Source organism: Microbacterium sp. HM-570, assembly GCF_054165885.1.
Map to the genome: position 1 here is coordinate 2,058,611 of NZ_CM135111.1, position 19,641 is coordinate 2,078,251.

20 protein-coding genes are annotated in these 19,641 nt (G+C 66.7%); 10 read left to right on the forward strand and 10 right to left on the reverse strand.

The window, feature by feature from the left end:
- The first annotated feature begins 36 nt into the window (after positions 1-36).
- Together ACT9TC_RS09715 and ACT9TC_RS09720 are read left to right on the forward strand one after the other, a co-directional pair.
- Complete coding sequence (locus ACT9TC_RS09715; protein WP_458040322.1) at positions 37-1,770, forward strand: amidohydrolase; 1,734 nt, start codon at positions 37-39, stop codon at positions 1,768-1,770.
- A gap of 16 nt (positions 1,771-1,786) precedes the next feature.
- Entirely contained in the window at positions 1,787-2,947 is a 1,161-nt protein-coding gene (locus ACT9TC_RS09720; protein WP_458040323.1) for a class II glutamine amidotransferase, read from the forward strand.
- A gap of 20 nt (positions 2,948-2,967) precedes the next feature.
- Here the strand turns inward: ACT9TC_RS09720 and ACT9TC_RS09725 are convergent, their stop codons facing one another.
- The 8 genes from ACT9TC_RS09725 to urtA all read right to left on the reverse strand — a co-directional run bounded on the left by ACT9TC_RS09725 (position 2,968) and on the right by urtA (position 10,983).
- A complete protein-coding gene (locus ACT9TC_RS09725; protein ID WP_458040324.1) occupies positions 2,968-3,558 on the reverse strand; it encodes a TetR/AcrR family transcriptional regulator in 591 nt (196 codons plus the stop codon).
- On the reverse strand, positions 3,555-4,154 hold the full coding sequence (locus ACT9TC_RS09730) for a TetR/AcrR family transcriptional regulator (RefSeq protein ID WP_458040325.1): 600 nt from the start codon (positions 4,152-4,154) through the stop codon (positions 3,555-3,557). Before ACT9TC_RS09730 ends, ACT9TC_RS09725 begins: the two co-directional genes overlap by 4 nt.
- On the reverse strand, positions 4,154-5,890 hold the full coding sequence (locus ACT9TC_RS09735) for a purine-cytosine permease family protein (RefSeq protein WP_458040326.1): 1,737 nt from the start codon (positions 5,888-5,890) through the stop codon (positions 4,154-4,156). The genes ACT9TC_RS09730 and ACT9TC_RS09735 overlap by 1 nt, the downstream gene beginning before the upstream one ends.
- A 157-nt stretch (positions 5,891-6,047) precedes the next feature.
- Positions 6,048-6,731 carry an ATP-binding cassette domain-containing protein gene (locus tag ACT9TC_RS09740; RefSeq protein WP_458040327.1) on the reverse strand — a complete coding sequence of 228 codons (684 nt, stop codon included), beginning with the start codon at positions 6,729-6,731 and terminating at the stop codon, positions 6,048-6,050.
- 1 nt (position 6,732) lies between these two features.
- Positions 6,733-7,566: an urea ABC transporter ATP-binding protein UrtD gene (gene urtD, locus ACT9TC_RS09745; protein ID WP_458040328.1), complete on the reverse strand. Its 834-nt coding sequence runs from the start codon at positions 7,564-7,566 to the stop codon at positions 6,733-6,735.
- Complete coding sequence (gene urtC, locus ACT9TC_RS09750; RefSeq protein WP_458040329.1) at positions 7,563-8,705, reverse strand: urea ABC transporter permease subunit UrtC; 1,143 nt, start codon at positions 8,703-8,705, stop codon at positions 7,563-7,565. Before urtC ends, urtD begins: the two co-directional genes overlap by 4 nt.
- Positions 8,702-9,586: an urea ABC transporter permease subunit UrtB gene (gene urtB, locus ACT9TC_RS09755; RefSeq protein ID WP_458040330.1), complete on the reverse strand. Its 885-nt coding sequence runs from the start codon at positions 9,584-9,586 to the stop codon at positions 8,702-8,704. The genes urtC and urtB overlap by 4 nt, the downstream gene beginning before the upstream one ends.
- 95 nt (positions 9,587-9,681) lie before the next feature.
- Entirely contained in the window at positions 9,682-10,983 is a 1,302-nt protein-coding gene (urtA, locus tag ACT9TC_RS09760) for an urea ABC transporter substrate-binding protein (protein ID WP_458040331.1), read from the reverse strand.
- Between the two features lie 426 nt (positions 10,984-11,409).
- Here urtA and ACT9TC_RS09765 point away from each other — a divergent pair, with 426 nt between their 5' ends.
- Genes ACT9TC_RS09765 through ACT9TC_RS09795 form a run of 7 tightly spaced genes read left to right on the forward strand, consistent with a single transcriptional unit; the run spans position 11,410 to position 17,023 of the window.
- Positions 11,410-11,712, forward strand: coding sequence for an urease subunit gamma (locus tag ACT9TC_RS09765; RefSeq protein WP_458040332.1), 303 nt, complete (start codon positions 11,410-11,412; stop codon positions 11,710-11,712).
- A 25-nt stretch (positions 11,713-11,737) separates the two neighbouring features.
- Entirely contained in the window at positions 11,738-12,088 is a 351-nt protein-coding gene (ureB, locus tag ACT9TC_RS09770; protein WP_458040333.1) for an urease subunit beta, read from the forward strand.
- Entirely contained in the window at positions 12,075-13,772 is a 1,698-nt protein-coding gene (locus ACT9TC_RS09775) for an urease subunit alpha (protein WP_458040334.1), read from the forward strand. Before ureB ends, ACT9TC_RS09775 begins: the two co-directional genes overlap by 14 nt.
- A 10-nt stretch (positions 13,773-13,782) precedes the next feature.
- Positions 13,783-14,478, forward strand: a complete 696-nt coding sequence (locus tag ACT9TC_RS09780) for an urease accessory protein UreF (protein ID WP_458040335.1) — start codon at positions 13,783-13,785, stop codon at positions 14,476-14,478.
- Complete coding sequence (gene ureG, locus ACT9TC_RS09785; protein WP_458040336.1) at positions 14,471-15,271, forward strand: urease accessory protein UreG; 801 nt, start codon at positions 14,471-14,473, stop codon at positions 15,269-15,271. Before ACT9TC_RS09780 ends, ureG begins: the two co-directional genes overlap by 8 nt.
- A complete protein-coding gene (locus ACT9TC_RS09790; RefSeq protein WP_458040337.1) occupies positions 15,268-16,032 on the forward strand; it encodes an urease accessory protein UreD in 765 nt (254 codons plus the stop codon). Before ureG ends, ACT9TC_RS09790 begins: the two co-directional genes overlap by 4 nt.
- On the forward strand, positions 16,016-17,023 hold the full coding sequence (locus ACT9TC_RS09795) for a HoxN/HupN/NixA family nickel/cobalt transporter (protein WP_458040338.1): 1,008 nt from the start codon (positions 16,016-16,018) through the stop codon (positions 17,021-17,023). Before ACT9TC_RS09790 ends, ACT9TC_RS09795 begins: the two co-directional genes overlap by 17 nt.
- 55 nt (positions 17,024-17,078) lie before the next feature.
- Here ACT9TC_RS09795 and ACT9TC_RS09800 read toward each other — a convergent pair whose 3' ends face one another.
- Both ACT9TC_RS09800 and ACT9TC_RS09805 read right to left on the reverse strand, forming a co-directional pair.
- Positions 17,079-17,219 carry a hypothetical protein gene (locus ACT9TC_RS09800; protein ID WP_458040339.1) on the reverse strand — a complete coding sequence of 47 codons (141 nt, stop codon included), beginning with the start codon at positions 17,217-17,219 and terminating at the stop codon, positions 17,079-17,081.
- A 401-nt stretch (positions 17,220-17,620) separates the two neighbouring features.
- A complete protein-coding gene (locus tag ACT9TC_RS09805; RefSeq protein ID WP_458040340.1) occupies positions 17,621-18,580 on the reverse strand; it encodes a GIY-YIG nuclease family protein in 960 nt (319 codons plus the stop codon).
- Positions 18,581-18,719: 139 nt separating this feature from the next.
- Between ACT9TC_RS09805 and ACT9TC_RS09810 the strand changes: the two genes are divergently transcribed.
- Positions 18,720-19,619, forward strand: a complete 900-nt coding sequence (locus tag ACT9TC_RS09810; RefSeq protein WP_458040341.1) for an NYN domain-containing protein — start codon at positions 18,720-18,722, stop codon at positions 19,617-19,619.
- The last annotated feature ends 22 nt before the right edge of the window (positions 19,620-19,641 follow it).

The following is a 19,641-nucleotide window of genomic DNA, read 5'->3' on the forward strand; positions in this document are numbered from 1 at the left end:
CCGAAAGGCTCGTTGGCTCACCCTGGAGGAGTCGAGATGACGGATTACGTACTCACGGCCGGTTCGGTCCTCACCATGGATCCGAAGAAGCCGCGCGCCGAAGCCGTCGCGGTCTCGGGCGAACGGATCGTCGCGGTCGGCTCGCTCGACGAATGCGAGGCGGCCCTGCCCGATGCCGAGGTCCGCGACTCGGGCGCCGCCGTCCTGATGCCCGGCTTCATCGACTCCCACTCGCACCCGGTGCTGAGCGGCATGGCCACGATGCCGCCCGGGTACTACATAGCGCCATGGGTTGCGCCGACCTGGGACGCGGTGCTCGAGATCTTTCAGCGGGCCATCGACGGGACGCCGGCGGGCACCGCACTGTCGTTCTTCGGATACGACGGGCTCCTGCAGAACCACGAAGCGCCGACCGCGGCATCCCTCGATGCCATCTTCGGCGACCGGCTCGTGCTCGTCTTCGGGAACTCGGGACACACGGCCTACGTGACCTCCGCTGTGCTGCGCGCCCTCGACTGGATCGACCACCCGCCCACAGACCCGCCCGGAGGCCGCTACGGGCGCCTCCCCGATGGCAGCCTGGATGGCTCGGCCACCGAGGTCCCGGCATGCCTGACCCTGGCGCATCCGGTGCTCGCCGCCCTGCCGGGCAAACCGTTGCAGGGCGCTGTCGAGTACTACGCCTACATGTCGCGCGCGGGCATCACCTCGACGTCCGAGCACACGTATCAGACGAGCCTCAAGCCCGCGTACGAGGCTCTCGCGGCTCTGCCGAGTTCGCCGCTGCGGGTCGCTTTGTACCACATGTCCACCGAGGCCGACTGTGGCGAACCCTTTGTTTCCGACGTGCCCGCGACGATGCTGCACAAGCGCGGAATCAAGCTCTGGGCGGATGGTTCGCCCTGGGTCGGCAACGTCGCGATGTCGGAGCCGTACCTCGACTCTCCATCGACCCGAGCGGCCGGAATCGCCCCGGGCGTCGCGGGCGAGAAGATGATGAACTACCCGCGCGAACGCCTCGACGCGCTGCTCGACGAGCACGCGCCCGAAGGTTGGCAGATGGCCTTCCACGTCAACGGCGACATCGGTCTCGACATCGTCCTCGACGCCTTCGGCCGCGCGCTCGACAAACACCAGCTGCTCGGCACCGATCATCGCTGGCGCGTCGAGCACGTCGGCGGGGCTCGCGGTGCGCAGTTCCGCCGGGCCGCGAGCCTCGGCGTCGTCGCGTCGATGGGCCCCTTCCAGTACTACTACTGGGGCGACCTGCTCGACGGCGAGCTGTTCTCGACCGAGACGGGCGCCGGCTGGCAGCGCTTCCGCGACGCATTCGACGCGGGCGTGCATCCGTCATTCCACAACGACGGCAGCGTCTCACCGCCGACGCCCCTGCTCAACGTGCAGACCGCGGTCACGCGGCGCACGAGCTCGGGGGCTGTGCACGGAGCGGATCAAGCCGCGACGTTGTGGGAGGCGCTCTGCGCGCAGACGATCAACGCCGCATACGCGCTCGGCACGGACGGTGACGTCGGATCGATCGAGCCCGGCAAGCTCGCCGACTTCGTCGAGCTCTCGGCTGACCCCTACGCCGTCGCGCCCGAGAGGATCGCTGAGATCCGCGTGCACGGCACCTGGCTCGGCGGGCAGCGGATCGACGTGACCGAGTTCGTCGAGGCATCCGGTCAGGTCGATCACGCATCATTCGAGAAGCTGCGCGCGATGGGGCCACCGGCCTGCTGCCACCACGCCGCGCACCCCGCGCACGTCTGAAGAAGAGGATCGCAGGATGTCCCGGATGCTGGCGCACGTCGCCGATCGCACGCTCACCCCGCGCGAGGCCTGGGGTGACGAGCTGTTCGAGTCCTTCGCCGACCTGGCGCGGCTGCACGCGGACGGGTGGGGGTCCGCGTGGATCGGTCCGTCCGGCGACCTCGCGGGAGAGGGAGGAGTCCAGCCCTTCGTCCCGTCGGATCTCGACGGAGCCGAGTCCAGCACCGCGCGGCTGCTGTACCTGCGTTTCGCAAGCAAGGGGTCGCCCGCCCTGCCCGAGAACACACAACCCTTCGTGCGAGATGGGCTCGCGTTCCAGCACAACGGGTTGCTCGCGCCTCGTGACCTTTCGCTGCACCTGCTGGCGCCCGCCGATGTTGCAGAGCTCGTTGGCACGACCGATAGCGAGGTCTACTTCGGAGTGGTCCGGCGGCACCTCCGCGCTGCAGGCCCGGCTGAGCCGGAGCGTCTTGCGGCGATCGCCGCGGCCGTGAACGAGGTGCGGGCCGTGTACCCCGACGCGTGCCTGAACGCCTTCCTGCTCGACGCGTCCGGTCTCTACGTGGTGCACTCGGCGGGCCGCGCGGCCACGCCCTCGGCTGCGTTTGCGGAGCGCGGCTTCACGCCCCGGGCCCTGCCGCCGGGGCACGGACCGGACTACAACGCGTTGCGCGTTGTGCGCGGGGCATCCGGAGCGTTCGTCGTCGCGACGACCGGGGTCGATCAAGCCGGCTGGGATGTCCTGCCGGCCGACACGGTCTCGAGGATCGATGCGGCGGGAATCCGATCTGTTCCGATCGATCCCGGCATCGCGGGAGCCGGGATACGCTCGGTCTCGATGACTCCCTCCGAGGCCGTGGACCCGACGCTTGGCGCCGTGGCGACGCTCGTGGTGCAGGTGGCGCTCAACAAGATCGACGCGCTGGGCGTGATCTCGTTGTCCGCCGACAGCCCGGTGCTCGCCGCGGGTTCCGCGCGGCCCCGCATCGAGCTCGACGGGGGAGCGTGGGCCGAGGTCGACATTCCGAAGTTCGGCGAGCCGCCGCCCCTCGCGATCGATGTGCGTTCGCCGCTCGGGCTCGACCACGCGCGGTTGTCGGCGCTCGGGCTCGCCGCCGCGTTGGAGCGCGAAGCGGGCTGGAGTGTCTACCCGGACTTTCCCGTCGCCGCGCGCTGAGCAACTGCCGGCGTGGAACGTCAGCCGACGCGACCGCGGATCGGGTCGAGTACGGCCTCCGCTGCCCACGCGGCGGCATCCGCGATGCCGCGCCGGTCCATCCCGAGTTCGCGGCGGAGCGTGACCCACGTCGCCGCGGAATCGATGTGCGAGAGCGCCGCGACGATGGATCGGCGGTCGGTGTCATCCAACGAGGGAACCTCGGCGCGGAGCAGTTGTTCGAGCCGTTCCCGGCGAGGGGTAGGGGCCGTCCCGTTCACTCCCCGCATCGTCGTCTCGGCCACGACGTGTGCCAGCTCGGGGCGCCGGTCGTACGCGTCCATGGCCTCGCGGATCGACAGGGGCGTATCGAAGACCGACGGAGAATCTTTACGGATGAAGATGCTCCGCTCGATCCACGCGGCGGTCGCGAGCAGCAAATCGACGCGGGTCGCGTAGTTGCGGAACACGGTCCGCTCGCCAACACCCGCGCGACGCGCGATGAGGCGAAACGAGACGTCGTCGGTGCCGAGCTCTTCTATCAGTTCGGCGTAAGCGGCGAGGATGGCTTCCTGTGTGCGGTTGAGATCCGCGGCCGAGGTGGTGTCTTCGTCACCATCGGCGGCATTCACGCGGAGCTCTTCGGGTCGGTCGTGACAGTGAGGCCGACCGCCCGGCTGCCCGGGGGCAGGCGTTCGAGGGTCACGGCCGCGGTGCGGTCGAAGACATCCGCGATATCGTGCGCGCTCATATCGAAACCGGTCCGCATGCGCGCCCAGAACTGCGCTGACGAAAAGTACCGGAGTGTCGCCGCGGCGCGTCTGAGGTCGCGGGTGTTCAGGGTCGGGTGGCTCGTTTGCAGCACGGCCTCAACAGTGCGGGTGAGGAAGGTCGGTTCCGACTCGCCCGTCGGCGAGATCGACGCCGCCCGGGCGCAGACGAACGCGAACGCCGGTGACGCATCGAACTGGGCGAAGCGATCGCGCACGGCCATCTGGAACTGCGGGATCGTGACGAATGCAGGCAGAGGAAATTCGTCCTCTTCTATCCACGCTGCCAGGCTCTCAAGCAGGTGCGACCGGGTCGGGAACTGCCGGTAGACGGTCCGCTCCGAAACTCCCACTGCGTCGCCGAGCGAGCGGTACGAGATGTCGTCGAACGGGTGCTCGCGGAGCATCGCCGCGGCGCTCGCCAGGATCGCGGTCGGTGTGTCCACCGTCTCCGCCATCACGGCCTTCTTTCCCTCTCGGCGTCTCGATTCGCCGCCGAACCCGTTGCGGCGGTCTCTGAGGGAGCGCTGCGCGGTGCTTTTCTTGATCTCGCTGGTGGCGGTTCTGGTGGAAGGACATACCTGTCCGAGTCGTCCAACGTGAGCGCCAGCGAAGAGACGTATTGTGTCTCGCCGTGGGGGCCGCGTTCCGCCGAGACCAGCATATCCGGGCGTTCGAACGTATAGCCCGTGACGTGGCAGCGAAGTCGTTCACCCGAGGGGTTGCCGTCGGCGTCGACCATCGGCGACGCGATGCCGTCGCTCTGTCTGCGGAGGTAGAACCGACCGCGCGTCGCGATCGCCATCGCCGGTGTCGTGATGAGAGCGACCCCGATCGCGATCAGGACTGAATACGGTCGGATGTCTGCGCCAAAGATGCCCGCGAACGCCGACAACGACAGCAGGGATGCGAGTCCCACCGAGACGAGTCCGACCGGGTTCCAGTCGTGCAGCATCCCGCGACGAAACTCCGGGTAGCGCGGTGAGATACGGAGCAGGTGTTTGTTGATCACGATGTCGGCGGCGATCGTCACGAGCCAGGCCATGACGACGTTCGCGTAGAGGCTCAGGACGAAGGAGATGAGGCTGAAGACATCCATCCACATCAGCGCCAGCGCGATCGCCAGATTGAAGAACATGAATACCGAGCGCCCCGGATACGTCTTCGTGAGGCGGGTGTAGACGTTCGACCAGGCGAGCGAGCCCGAGTAGGCGTTCGTGACGTTGATCTTGACTTGTGCGATCACGACCAGGATCAGGGCCAGGCCGATGGCGAGCCACTCGGGCATGATCGAGGAGTAGAGGCCGACGAACTGCCGGACGGGCTCGGTGGCGAGGTTGCCGAGGTCGGGGTCGATGCGCGTGAACAGGTACACCGCGAGGAACACTCCGACCACCTGCTTGATGCCGCTGAAGAGCACCCAGCCCGGCCCCGCGAATAACAGTGACGTCCACCACGTGCGGCTGTTGGCGCGCGTGCGCGGGGGCATCCACCGGATGACATCGATCTGCTCGGCCAGCTGCGGGGTGAGGGCGAAGCAGACGGCGGCGCTCGAAACGATGGCGCCGAAATGGATGTCTCCATCGGAGTTGCCGGTGAACGACACGAACGCGCGCACGGCATCGGGATCCGACACCAGTACCCAGAGCAGCGGGAGAAGCGCCAGGGCCAGCCAGAGCGGTGTCGTCCAGAACTGCAGGCGTTCGAGCGCTCGCATCCCATAGATGACGATGGGGATGACGACGACGGTCGAGATGAGGTACCCGATCGGGAGCGGGATACCCGTGGCCACCAGCAGCCCCTGCGCCATGATCGCGCCCTCGAGCGCGAAGAAGATGCACGTGAAGACGGCGAAGATCACGGTGGTGATCGACGATCCGTAGTAGCCGAACCCCGACCCGCGGGCGATCAGGTCGAGGTCGAGGTTGTAGCGGGCGGCGTAATACGCGATCGGAAGCCCGACGATGAAGATCGTGACCGACGCGAGCAGGATGCCGAGCACGGCGTTGTTGGTGCCGTGCTCGATGCCGATGCTGGCGCCGATCGAGAAGTCCGCGAGAAAGGCGATGGACCCGAGCGCCGTGATGCCGACGGCGCTCGCGCTCCAACGGCGGAACGAGCGCGGCACATAACGGAAGGCGTAGTCTTCGAGGCTGTCCTCGGCCGCCGCCCGTGCGTTGTCTGCCCTGGTCATCGTCGAAACTCCCTGCGCCGCACGCGTGCGCCCATTGTGGCCGCACCGTGTTACAACCGCATTGCGGCGCTCCCGATCGCCCATAGGCGGGGCGTTTCGTCTCGCCTGCGGCTCGCTCAACGACCAAGGTGCTGGGCCGCCGCATCCGTCTCCGACGCTAGATGGCCATGGCCGCGCGCACGCCCTGGGCGGCAGATGCTCCGCCCTCGCCCGTGCTCGACGCGAAACCGCTCGCGAGCACCAGATACTTGTCGGCGGCCTCGAGCGCGAAACCGATGTGCTGCTCGACAAGAAGGACAGACAGGCCCTCGCTGGCGAGTTGCATGATGGTGTGTTCGATTTCAGCCACGATCGTCGGCTGGATGCCCTCGGTGGGCTCGTCGAGGATCAGCATCTTCGGCTCGGTGATGAGCGCACGCGCGATCGCGAGCTGCTGGCGCTGACCGCCCGAGAGCAGGCCCGCCTTGCGGGTGGCGAACTTCTCGAGCGCGGGAAAGCGCGTGAGCTGCTGCTCGATCAGCGCTTTGCCGCCCTTGCGACCATCGGCCACGAGCTGCAGATTCTCCATCGTGGTGAGCTGTGCAAAGGCCTGTTGCCCCTGGGGCACGTACGCAAGGCCACGAGCGACGCGCTTATTGGGCGAGAGCTGTGTGATGTCTTCGCCGTTGAAAAGCACGCGGCCGCTTCGCGGCTTGATCAGCCCGATGGCCACCCTGAGCAGCGTCGACTTGCCCGCACCGTTGTGACCGAGCACGGCGACGACGTCGGCGCTCGGCAGCGTCACTCCGTGCAGGACGAGAGTGCGGCCGTAACCCGCCTGGATGTCGTTCATCTCGAGCATGTCAGGCACCTTCCTTCGGGGAGCCGGCATCCGACGTCGAGTGCACCGACTCGATCGTGGGGTCGGCCACCGCCATCATGCCGGTCGTGGTCGGGGCAGCCGCGGTGCCGAGGTAGACCTCCTGCACCTTCGGGTCGGCCTGCACCGTGGCGACCGTGCCCTCCGAGAGCACCTTTCCCTGGTGCAGCACCGTGACGCGCGAGGCGTAGCGGCGCATGAAGTCCATGTCGTGCTCGACGACGAGAACAATGCGGCGCTCGGCGATGCGTTGCAGCAGTCGGCCCGTGGCGGTGCGTTCGTCCTGACTCATGCCGGCGACGGGCTCGTCGAGCAGCAGGGCCCGCGGGTCCTGCACCAGCATCATCGCGATCTCCAACCACTGCTTCTGGCCGTGCGAGAGGATGCCGGCGGGCGTCTCGCGCTCTTTGCCGAGCCCCGTCTCTTCGAGCGCCTGCTCGATCGATGGCTCGATGCCGTGGCGCGCTCGCAGGAGTGACAGTGGAGAGCGGTGCAGGCCCGCGGCGATATCGAGATTCTGCAGCACCGTGAGTTGCTCGAACACGCTCGCGGTCTGGAAGGTTCGGCCGACACCGAGTCGCACGATCTTGTTGACGGGTCGGCCGAGGAGTTCCTGATCTCCCAGCTTGACGGACCCCGTTCCCTTCGACAGCCCGGTAATGGCGTCGATGCAGGTGGTCTTGCCGGCGCCGTTCGGGCCGATGAGAAAGCGGACTTCGCCCGGGTGGGCGTCGAACGAGACACCGCCGACCGCGACGAAACCGTCGAACTCGACGTGCAGATCGGTGACGATGAGCGAGCCATCCATTCCGGTCATTTCTTCACCTCGTCGAGTTCGGGTGCCGCCTCGGCGGGTGCGGTTTCGGCTGGCGCCGAGCGAGAGTGCCAGAGGGCGTCCTTTGCCTTCCCGAACAGGGACGACAGCCCCATGGGCAGGAAGAGGGTGACCAGGATGAAGACCAGCCCGAGGATGTAGACCCAGCCATCCGGCCAGCTGGATCCCAGGCTCGACTGCCCCCAGCCGATCGCCATCGCCCCGAGCGCCGGGCCGAAGAGCGAGGCGCGTCCCCCGAGCGCCACGCCCGCGATCATCAGGATGGACGCGGATGCCCCGATCTCGGCCGGTGTGATGATGCCGACGATGGGGACGAACATCGCCCCCGCGATGCTCGCCATCACCGCCGCGACCACGTAGGCGACGAGCTTGATGTTCGCGGGGTCGTACCCGAGAAAGCGCACGCGCTCTTCCGCATCCCGCGTCGCGATGAGCAACTCCCCGTAGCGACTGCGGTTCAGTTGCCACACCGCCAGCAGGCAGAGGATCAGGAGCGACGACGCGATCATGAAGACCATGAGCTTGTTCGCGTCATCGGTCAGGACGAATCCGAAGAAGAACTTGAAGTCGCTCAGCCCGGTATCCCCGCCGGTCTCGCGGATCGTCGAGCTGATGAGCACGGCCAGCGCCACGGCGAGGGCCTGACTCAGGATGGCGAAGTACGCACCCTTCACGCGACGCTTGAACAGCGCGTAGCCGAGGATCGAGGCCACGATCACCGGCAGCGCCACGATGGCGATCAGGGTGAAAACGGGGCTGCGGAACGGCTCCCAGAACGCAGGGAGTGCCGCCGCCGGGTCGTACAGGATCATGAAGATCGGCAGGCTGTCCGGCCCGGCGGACTCGAGCGTCAGCTGCATCGCCATGGCATACGCACCGAGACCGAAGAACACCCCCTGGCCGAGCACCAGCATGCCCCCGCGTCCCCACGCGAGACCGATTCCCACGGCCGCGATGGCCCAGCAGGCGTACTTGCCGAGGTTGTTGATCCAGTGCATCGACAGCACGGCCGGTGCGACGACGAGAAGGAGGATGGCGAAGACCCCGATGCCGATGAGGGGCAGCCATGGCTTGATCTTGGTCATGACGGTCTTGGTTTCCGTGGCGTTCGTCCCGCTCATGTCAGCCCCCTGGTGCGTACGGTGAACAGGCCCTGCGGGCGGAATTGCAGAAAGACGACGACGAGAACGAAGGCGAGAACCTGCGCCATGCTGCCGGTCGTCCAATCGGCGAAGTAGGCCAGGGCCACGCCGACGGCCCAGGCCGCGATCACGGTGCCCTTGATCTGGCCGACGCCGCCGGCGACGACCACGAGGAACGCCGGGATGATGTATTGCGTGCCCATCTGCGAGTTCGTGCCGCCGATGAGGGAGGCCGCGACGCCAGCGACGCCGGCCAGGCCCGAACCGACGAAGAAGGTGATGCGGTCGACGTTGCGCGTCGGAATACCGCTCGTCTCGGCCAGGTCGCGGTTCTGGACCGTGGCCCGAATCCGTCGGCCGAACGAGGAGTACTTCAGCCAGGCGGCGAGGCCAGCCAGGCACAGGGCCGCGAGCAGGATCGTGAAGACCTGGCGCATCGGCCATCCGTAGCCGAAGATGTCGATCTGACCGTCGAGCCAGCCGGGGCTCACGACGGGGACACCCTGCGCCGGGAAGACCTGCAGCGCAACCTGCTGCAGGATCAGGCTGACACCGACGGTGACGAGCAGGGTGTCGAGTGGTCGCCGATACATCCATTGAATGATGCCGATCTCAAGGAGGAGACCGAGGAGACCCGCGCCGAGGAATGCGAGCGGCAGGGCGACGAGGATCGAGATGTTGGTGGAGGCGACGACCAACTGCGTCACATAGGCGATGAAGGCGCCGGCCATGATGAATTCGCCGTGCGCCATGTTGATCACCCCCATCTGACCGAAGGTCAGGGTGAGCCCGAGCGCCGCGAGCAACAGCAGCGCACCCTGCGCGGAGCCGTTCAGAAGCGGGGGGAGGAGTGCATCCACGTGCTGTCCCTCTCTTCGAGGTTGGGGTACTAGAGGAGGAGGTGGAGCGCGGGGCCCCGTTGCGTTTCGGCAACGGGGCCCCGCGCTCTGGGCGATCAGCCCGCGGCGGCTACGAGAGCGTCGCGGACGTCAGCGGGGAACCAGTCGTACTGTTCGAGGTACGGATCGGGCTCGATGAATCCGTCGGACGACCAGACGATGTCGAACTGGTTCTCGGCGTTGATCCGCCCGATGTTCCCGGGCTTGGAGATGTGATGGTTCTCACCGTTCAGCGTGACCACACCCTCGGGCGCATCGACGGTGATCTCGTTCTCGAGCGCCGCAGCGTTGATGTCGTCGACCTCGAACGAGCCGGCCGCCTCGACGAGAGCCTTGTAGAGGTACAGCGAGATGTACGCGGCCTCCATCGGGTCACTCGTCACTCCGCTGCTGCCCGGCCAGGCCTGCCAGCGCTCGATGAAGCCCGGGTTGTTCGGAGTATCCATGGACTGGAAGTAGTTCCACGATGCGTAATTGCCGGTGACCTCGCGGCCCATGGCGGGCGCTTCTTCTTCGGCGATCGAGACCGAGATGATCGGGTTTGTCTCCGGAGTGAGGCCGGCGTCGTAGTAGGCCTTGATGAAGCCGACGTTGGACGAGCCGTTGATCGTGTTGAAAATGAAGTCCGGGTCGGCTTCGACGATCTTGGCGACCTGGGTCGTCCAGTCGTCTCGATCGAGCGGCACGTACTCTTCGCCGACGATTTCGATGCCGAGCTCGGCCGCGTAGAGCTTGATGATCGCGTTCGCGGTCCGAGGGAAGACGTAGTCGGATCCCGCGAGGAACAGCGTCTTCACGCCCTGCGAGGCGAGGTAGTCCATGGCCGGAATGATCTGCTGGTTGGTCGTGGCGCCTGTGTAGTAGATATTCGGCGACGATTCGAGGCCCTCGTACTGCACAGGGTAGAAGAACAGGCCGTTGTTCTCTTCGACGACCGGCTTGACGGCCTTGCGGGAAGAAGAGGTCCAGCCGCCGAAGATCGCGCCGACGCAGTCCTGGGTGAGCAACTTCTCGGTCTTTTCGGCGAACGTCGGCCAGTCGGTGGCGCCGTCCTCCTGGATGTACTCGATTTGCTTTCCGAGGATGCCACCGTCCTCGTTGATCTCGGCGGCGGCCATCTGCAGGACGTTTGAGACCGTCTGTTCGGAGATGGCCATGCCGCCCGTGAGCGAGTTGAGGAAGCCGAGCTTGATCGTGTCGCCGGAGGTGTCGATGCAGCTTTCGGATGCCGCGGCCGATTCGGTCGTTTCGGCGTCGCCGGCTCGGGAGCCGCAGCCCGCGAGAACCAGCGCCGCGGTGGCGAGTATGGCGGGGATGGCGAGGGTGGACCTCAGCCGTCGTGTTCGGATGGTGCTCATGGGACTCTCCGTTTCTGTGTGGTGCAGGGATGGTGCGTTCGGGTGAACGTTTGCGCGGGCACGCCGAATAGCGGTGTCGCTCCGCGAGGGATCCGGACACGCCGAATGGCGGTGCTGAATGGGCGGTGCTGACCCGGAAGGGAGCGGAGCAGGCTGATCTGGTCAGATCAGTGCGTGGAGCAGGAAGTGCCGATACTGCGGAAGTGGCCGCCGACTGCTGCGGTAGTTGTCAGCATGGAGCCATGACATTGCTCTGACATTTCTCGATTGTTCCGATCTTGTTAACCGTCTCGGGGCGCGTGCGCCTAGTTGCCCGTCATTACTGGCAACTAGGCGCAACCCGGGTAGTCGGAGCAGGATTCGGGCCTCTTTGGGAGGTGCCGTTGTGGCACACTTCTGACATCAACCTGATGCCGGAGGGATGCGATGCACTTCACCCCAGCCGAGACCGAAAAGCTGCTGCTGTCGGTGGCCGCCATGGTCGCGCGCGACAGGCTCGAGCGCGGGGTGGTACTCAACCATCCCGAGACCGTCGCACTGCTCTCGAGCTGGGTGATCGAGGGCGCGCGCTCGGGGCGATCCGTGGCTGACCTCATGCAGGCCGGACGAAGTGTGTTGACCCGCGACGAGGTCATGCCGGGTGTGCCCGAGATGCTCGCCGACGTGCAGGTCGAGGCGACGTTCCCGGATGGACGCAAGCTCGTCACCATCCACCATCCGATCGACTGAGTCGAACCGCGCGAAAGGGGATGCCGTGGCATCCGTGTCGAGTGAAGGCCCCGGGGCCTTCCGAATCCGTCCGGGCCAGATCGAGCTCAACGCCGATCGCCGCGAAGATGAGCGCCTTCGTCTCGTCTTCGTCAACACGGGCGATAGACCGATCCAGATCGGATCGCATCTGCACCTGCCCGACGCGAATGCCGGGTTGGAGTTCGACCGGGCAGCGGCACACGGGTTTCGCCTCGACATCCCCTCGGGGACGTCCCAACGATTCGAACCGGGTGCCTCGCGAGAGTTGGATGCGGTCGCCATCCGTGGTCTTCGCCGTGTTCCCGGTATCCAGCTGAAGACCGAGGGCGAGGGGTATCTCGATGGTGTGGATTGATCGGCAGCGATACGCGGCGATCTATGGGCCGACCGTCGGCGACGAGGTGCGCCTCGGCGACACCGACCTCTGGATTCAGATCGAGCAAGACCTGACCGTGGGCGGCGAGGAGGCCGTATTCGGCGGGGGCAAGTCGATTCGCGAGTCCATGGCGCAGTCGACCGTGAGTCGGGCGGATGGTGCCCTGGATACCGTCATCACGAACGCGATCATCCTGGACTGGTGGGGGATCGTCCGCGCGGATATCGGCATCCGCGACGGCAGGATCGTCGGGATCGGCCATGCCGGAAACCCCGACATCAGCGACGGCATCGACATGATCATCGGGCCCTCGACCGACGTGATCGCGGGCGAGGGCCGGATCGTCACGGCGGGGGCGATCGACTCGCACGTGCATCTGCTGTCGCAGTCGCAGATCCACGAGGCGCTCGCGACCGGCATCACGACGATCGTCGGGGGCGGCACGGGGCCGTCGGAGGGGTCGAAAGCCACGACGGTGACCCCCGGTGCCTGGCATCTCACGAACATGCATCGCGCGCTCGATCCGTTGCCGATCAACATCCTGCTGCTCGGCAAGGGCAACACCGTCTCGGTGGCGGCGCTGAGAGAGCAGGCGCTCGCCGGAGCGGCCGGGTACAAGGTGCACGAGGACTGGGGATCGACACCCGCGGCGATCGGCGCGTCATTGCAGGCCGCGGATGACTGGGGTCTGCAGGTTGCGCTGCACTCCGACTCACTCAACGAGGCCGGGTTCGTCGAGTCGACGATTGCGGCCATGGCGGGCCGATCGATCCATGCGTTCCACGTCGAGGGCGCGGGCGGCGGGCATGCCCCCGACATCCTCTCGATCGCGGGGCTGCCGAACGTGATCCCCGGCTCGACCAATCCGACGCTGCCGCACACGGTGAACACGGTCGCCGAGCACCTCGACATGCTGATGGTCTGCCATCACCTGAACCCCGCGGTTCCCGAAGATCTGGCGTTCGCCGAGTCCCGCATCCGGGCAACGACGATTGCGGCGGAAGACATCCTGCACGACATCGGCGCGCTCTCGGTCACCTCTTCGGACGCGCAGGCGATGGGCCGGATCGGCGAGGTGATCACGCGCACGTGGCAGGTTGCACACGTCATGAAGCACCGCCGCGGGCCGCTCGGGGGAGGGATGCCGGCCGACAATGAGCGGGCCCGCCGGTACGTCGCGAAATACACGGTCAACCCCGCGGTCGCGCACGGCATCGCCTATGACGTGGGGTCGGTGGAGGTGGGGAAGGTCGCCGACCTGGCCGTCTGGGACCCGAAGTTCTTCGGCGTGCGCCCTGCGATTGTGGTGAAGGGCGGCGCCATCGTGTGGGCGGCGCTCGGCGACCCGAACGCGTCGATCCCGACGCCCCAGCCCGTCATGATGCGGCCCTCGTTCGGTGACACGATCGGTGCTGACCTCTCGATCACGTACGTGTCGCCGGCAGCGCTCGACGACGGTCTGGCCGAGACCCTCGGTCTTCGGCGGCGATTGGCGGCGGTCGAGCCGACCCGGCACATCGGCAAAGCCGACATGAAGAACAACGACCTGCTCCCCTCGATCCGCATCGAGCCCGACACGTTCGAGATCGCGATCGATGGCGAGCGCGTCGAGCCGGCGCCCGCGGCATCCCTCCCCCTCGCACAGCTGTACAACCTCTTCTGAGTTGCTTGCTATGAACCCCACCGCGCACACCATCACGATGCTGCTGGCCGATGCTCGCCTGCCCTCCGGGGGCTACGCGTTCTCGTCGGGGCTCGAACCCGCGCTCCAGGGTGGGCTCGAACCGGCGCAGGTGGGCGCGTTCCTGCGAGCTCGGGCCCGGACGACGACGATGGTGGATGCCGCCACCGCCGCCGTGGCGCGTTCGGCCGGGCTCACCGGAGGGCCCTACGCCCCCGTGGAGCGCGCATGGGCGGCGCGGACCCCGAGTTCTGCGGCACGCAAGGCCGTGCGCGAGCTCGGCCGCGGGCTGCTACGGCTCGCGAGCACCCTGTGGCCCGATTCGCCGCCGATCGCGGCCCTGGTGGCCGAGGCATCCGGTGCCTCTTTTGCGCCCTCCTTCGGATGGTCTCGTCCGGTCGTCTTGGGGGCGATCGCGGCTCACGCTGGCCTGTCGGCCGAAGCACTCGTGCGCCTCGCGGTATACGACGACATGGCGTGTGCCGCCGCGGCCATGCTCAAGCTCGAGCCGGGCGACCCCGTGGACGGCGTGCGACTGGTGTTGGATGCGTGCGCCACCATCGGCCCCTACGTGCCGCAGCTCGCGGCGCTCACCCTGCCCGATGCGATCCCCGCGTCGAGCGCTCCCCAGACCGAGGCGTGGACCGAAGTCCATGCCCAGAGCAACAGGAGGCTCTTTCGTGCCTGATTCCCCCGCGCCCACCCGCGCCCTCCGACTCGGCGTTGCTGGCCCCGTCGGCACCGGAAAGTCGTCGCTCATCGCCACGGTGTGCCGCGCACTCGGCGGCGAGCTTCGCCTCGGCGTCATCACGAACGACATATATACGGACGAGGATGCCCGCTTCCTCCGCTCCGCGGGGGTGCTCGAGCCCGAGCGCATCCGTGCCGTCGAGACGGGGGCGTGCCCGCACACGGCGATCCGCGACGACATCACCACCAACCTGCTCGCGGCGGAAGACCTCGAGCGTGACTTCTCGCCGCTCGATGTCGTGCTGATCGAATCGGGCGGCGACAACCTGACGGCGACCTTCTCGCCCGCGCTCGTCGATGCCCAGATCTTCGTGCTCGACGTGGCCGGTGGGGGGGATGTCGCACGCAAGGGCGGGCCCGGCATCGGGCGCGCCGACCTGCTGGTGGTCAACAAGACCGACCTCGCTCCGTATGTCGGCGTGGACGTGCCGCAGATGGTGGCGGACGCTATGGCGGCGCGCGAAGGGCGAGCGGTGCTGGCGCTCTCGAAGCACGACGAGGCATCCATCGCTTCCTTGCGTTCGTGGGTGCTCAGCGTTCTCGCGTCGCACCGTTCGGGCAATCACGTACCGCAGGATCCGGGGCCGATGGCGCCGCACTTCCACGCCGACGAAGAGCACCCCGAGGGTGGCTTCGTGCACGCGCACGACGAGCACGAGCACTCCCACGACTATTCCGACGACGAGCACTCGCACGCGGGCGCGGGCGCGGGGACGCACTCGCACGAGTGATCCCCACCCGCATCGCCGTCGCGGCAGGCGACCCCCGAGCGCGGGTCGACCTGCGCGTCGGCGCGCTCGCGCCTCGGCTGATCTCGCGCCGCGAGCGGTCGGCGCACATCGCGCTGGCGTCCGCCGGCATGATTCTGCTCGGCGGCGATCGCGTGCACGTCGAGGTCGATGTCGGCGCGGGCTGCGTGCTCGACCTCGAGGATGTCGGCGGCACGATCGCGTACCGAGCCGATGCGGAACGATCCGCCTGGACGCTTTCCGCGCGGGTTGGGGTGGGGGCCACGCTGCTTTGGCGGGGTCTTCCCTTCGTCGTGTCCGAGGGCGCGGATGTCGAGCGTCGCACGTCGCTGGAGTTGGAGACGGGTGCGCGGGCGGTGATCCGCGAGACGCTCGTGCTCGGGCGTCATGGTGAGCGGGGCGGGCGCGTCGAGTCCTCTTTCTCTGCGCGGGATGCCGGGGGCCCCGTGCTCGTCGAGCAACTGGCGCTCGACGGCGTCGCGCCCGAGCCTGGCGTGCTGGGTGAGCACCGGGTGCTCGACGCGGTGATCGCGCTGGGCTTCACGCCAGACACCACGCCCGGCGATCTCGTGCTGGAAGAGCCCGGCGCGATCGCTCGGCACCTGGGTATCGAGACGCATACCTCGCGCCTTGACCGCGTGTGGGATGTCTGGTCGGATGTGGCGCGACAGAAAACGGCAGGGCACGTCGACGAACGAGCGAACGAAGTCGTCGAAAGGAACCGAAGTGACCTCATCGCCTGAACCGGGCACGCGGACGGGGCCCCAGCGCGGCACGATCGCGGTCATCGCGCTGATTGTGCTGCTGCACATGCTCGGCTGGGGTGTCCTCGTGCTGATCGTGATCCCGGCCGATATTCCGCTCGGTGGTGGGGGTGGCGCACTCGTGACCCTGGGGGTCGGGCTCACGGCCTACGCGCTCGGAGTGCGGCACGCCTTCGACGCCGACCACATCGCGGCGATCGACAACACCACCCGGCGGCTCGCAGAACGTGGACGCCCCGCGACGACGGTCGGCTTCTGGTTCTCGCTCGGGCATTCCACGATCGTGGTGGTGCTCTGCATCCTTCTCACTCTCGGGATCGCCGCGATCGGCTCGTCGCTTGCAGACGATTCGTCCGCGTTGCGCACGTGGACGGGGATCATCGGCCCCACGGTCTCAGGCGTCTTCCTCCTCGCGATCGCCGCCATCAACATCGCCTCGCTGCGCCATCGCCACCAGGCGGTGGGAGGGCCCGTGCTCCGGTTGCTCGGACCTTTCGAGAAGGCAGTCGATCGTCCATCGCGCATGTACATCGTCGGGTTGCTGTTCGGACTCGGCTTCGACACCGCGACCGAGATCGGGCTGCTCGCTCTCGCGGGCGCCGCCACCCTCGTGGCCGTCCCGTGGTGGGCGGCGCTCACTCTGCCGGTGTTGTTCGCTGCTGGGATGAGCGCTTTCGACACGACGCAGGGCGCGGTGATGCGTCGCGCGTACACCCTGCAGCCCGGCCGTCGCCATATCGGTGCGGCGTACGCGATCGCGATGACCGTACTCTCGGTCGTCGCCGCGGTGCTGATAGCGATCGTTCAGCTTGCGGGTGTCCTCGTCGACAACCTCGGGCTCGGCGGCCCACTCCCCTGGCTGGCATCGTTCGGCATCGACGACCTTGGGTTCATCTTGACCGGCGTGCTCGTGACGATGTGGGCCCTGGTCCTGGTCCTCGCGCGCCGACCGCGGGTGCTCGAGAGCTGAGCCGTTGACACTTGGCCTCCATGACGTAAGCTCTTCAACGAAGACCCCGGAACGATCACTGGCTTAGCCACATCGCCGGGGTTTCGTCTTGCCCGCAGATGACTAAGCGATCGGCGGGGTGCACGGCATCCATCGAGCCGAGTAGCTCCGCGTATTCCGCTGCCCGAGCCGAGTGGGCGCCGGTCACGTCAGTCACAGAGCGAGGCTACCGGCGTGTGACGCGGAGTGCCCTCGCACGCACTTTTGTGGCTCCGACCGGTCCCAGACCGGCCCAAGCGCTACCGATGGGTGCCTGGAGGGCATCCGACTGGAGCGTTTCGTCTCGCTTTGCTCGCTCAACGCCCGGGACTTCGCTCGCTCGCGAACGGCACAGAAAGCCAACCTCACCAAGGAAAAGCGAAACCCCCGCCATGTAGAAGCTAGACGAGGGTTTCTCAGGTGACTGTAATGATCACCCTGTGGCTCCGACGGGCGTCGATCCCGTGACCTCACGATTTTCAGTTGTGTGACACGGGTTTGTGGGTGTCAGTTGGTGCTCGATTGCCGCGTGATTCCGCGGAAGTCGTGCTCGTTAGTGATGACTGGTTCTCGATGGTTTCAACCGAGTTCCCGGCCCGGGACCGGCCCCTCTTCCGCAAGCCCTCGGCTCTGCCACTCGCCAAAGTTCATTCCGGTGGAGGTGTCGATCCAGGAAGTCCGGCCGTTCGCGGAGCGACCCGCCACGACAGCGGCCGCAGCGGAGGGAGAGGAGAAGACCACGTCCTGGACGAAGCGAGCGAGTCCTGCTTCTTCCCGGTGGAGGGTCTCCTCGCTGAGGAGGGCGGTGTGTTGTTGCTGATATCCCGGATGGCGATGCGTTCCAACCCAATCCGCGCGACCGATCGACCCCTCCAGGACGGTGAATTCTCCGTCGATCTCCTGGGCTAGTGCTGCGATACCGTGACGCGGGACCTCGAAACGAAAGGTCGGGGACGTGCGCTCGCTCACCGGAATCGTGACGGCCGTGGCACTGTCAGGAGCGATCGTCGCTCGCGTCTGACGGAACTCGGTGATACCGAGCACGGGGAGCACGATCTGCACCTGGCTCAGGTAGTACTCCATGTCAGACACGTCAGCCTCTGGGAGGTGAATGGGAACCGGTGCCGTCCCGTTCATGACCGTTGCGCGCTTGGCGGTTGTCGCCGCGCTGATGAGACGGGCCTCCAGGTACCGCGCATGGGCTTTGGTTACATTCGCGTCCTTCGAAGTGAGGACAACCACGCGATCCCAAAAGTCTTTGCCGCCGGCCTGCTCAGCGCGAGCGTGCTGCCGTAGGCGCACGGCAATGTCGTCCCCTTCCCCCACATAGACGGCCTTCCCTGATGGCGACTGGGATTCAGGATCGTCGCCCAACAGGAGGTAAACGCCTGTTCGGCGCACCTCCTCACGGGCCAGCAGGTCGGCGATGTCAGACCGCGGTGCGGCGACGACATGACCGGTCCAGTTCATGATTTCCGCGGTCAGAAGCCCTCCGGGCGTGCCGTCTACGAGATAGACACGTATCTGTTTGCCGCTCACCAACGATGCCTCCCAAGGCCATCGTGCAGAGTTGCGCCGTTGGCTGTCTCCACCTTCCCACGATGGTGCGACCATCGCAGTTTCTGCGCCGACGCGGGCGACACCTCGTCGCGCCTTGCATCGCTGTTGGTATATGGTTGTGCATAACGAGCCCTTGCCGTTGACCGCCCAACCGATTGTGGGCAGGCCGATGACAAGGGTCTTTTTTGTACAAGGGAGTAGCCGAATGGCAGCTGGACGCCAGCGCAATGGGAACCTGACGCCGGTCACGGGCCACACGGATTCCGCGCCAGTTCCCGTGCGCGCGGAACAGGTAACAGCGATCCTCGTCGATGGCGGCTTCTACCGTCGACGAGCTGCGCGTCTGTTTGGCCACAAGGAGCCTGAGCAGAGGGCCGACGAACTGCTCGAGTACTGCCGGCGGCACACTCGAAAAGCGAAGTCGCGTCTCTACCGCATCTTCTACTACGACTGTCCTCCGTCGGAGAAGGTTGTTTTTCATCCGCTCACGCGGACGAGCGTCAACCTGGCCAAGACCGCGGACCACGACTGGATGGTGGAGTTCCACAAGGCGCTAGTCAAGCGCCGGAAGGTTGCCTTGCGGCGGGGAGAACTTCTCGAGACGCAGTCTGGCTACCAGCTCAAACACGACAAGCTGAAGAAGCTTCTCGCCGGCTCGATCGTGCTCGCCGACCTCACTGAGTCGGACTTCACGCTCGACATCACGCAGAAGGGCGTAGACATGCGGCTAGGGCTGGATATCGCGACTCTGGCTGCCAACGGGCAGGTAAACCAGATCATCATGATCGCGGGTGACAGTGACTTTGTGCCGGCCGCCAAGCACGCTCGGCGAGCAGGGATCGATTTTGTGCTGGATCCGATGTGGGCGCAGATTTCGGAGTCCTTGCACGAGCACATCGACGGTCTCTGGGAATGCGTGAGCCGTGAGCCGCGAAACCTCGACGATCCGCTACACGTGAACAACCTCGCAGACCGTGGGGCAGGCTCACCGAGCGAGGACGAAGCGGTCGATCTCTGAGTTCCACACCGCGCTTTCGAGC

Excerpts from the sequence above, each read along its gene's own strand:
- urtC (WP_458040329.1), bottom strand. The coding sequence starts at position 8,705 with ATGAGCGGGACGAACGCCACGGAAACCAAGACCGTCATGACCAAGATC.
- ACT9TC_RS09765 (WP_458040332.1), top strand. The coding sequence starts at position 11,410 with ATGCACTTCACCCCAGCCGAGACCGAAAAGCTGCTGCTGTCGGTGGCC.
- urtA (WP_458040331.1), bottom strand. The coding sequence starts at position 10,983 with ATGAGCACCATCCGAACACGACGGCTGAGGTCCACCCTCGCCATCCCC.
- ACT9TC_RS09775 (WP_458040334.1), top strand. The coding sequence starts at position 12,075 with ATGGTGTGGATTGATCGGCAGCGATACGCGGCGATCTATGGGCCGACC.
- ACT9TC_RS09715 (WP_458040322.1), top strand. The coding sequence starts at position 37 with ATGACGGATTACGTACTCACGGCCGGTTCGGTCCTCACCATGGATCCG.
- ACT9TC_RS09740 (WP_458040327.1), bottom strand. The coding sequence starts at position 6,731 with ATGCTCGAGATGAACGACATCCAGGCGGGTTACGGCCGCACTCTCGTC.
- urtD (WP_458040328.1), bottom strand. The coding sequence starts at position 7,566 with ATGACCGGAATGGATGGCTCGCTCATCGTCACCGATCTGCACGTCGAG.
- ACT9TC_RS09730 (WP_458040325.1), bottom strand. The coding sequence starts at position 4,154 with ATGGCGGAGACGGTGGACACACCGACCGCGATCCTGGCGAGCGCCGCG.
- ACT9TC_RS09720 (WP_458040323.1), top strand. The coding sequence starts at position 1,787 with ATGTCCCGGATGCTGGCGCACGTCGCCGATCGCACGCTCACCCCGCGC.
- ACT9TC_RS09780 (WP_458040335.1), top strand. The coding sequence starts at position 13,783 with ATGAACCCCACCGCGCACACCATCACGATGCTGCTGGCCGATGCTCGC.
- ACT9TC_RS09735 (WP_458040326.1), bottom strand. The coding sequence starts at position 5,890 with ATGACCAGGGCAGACAACGCACGGGCGGCGGCCGAGGACAGCCTCGAA.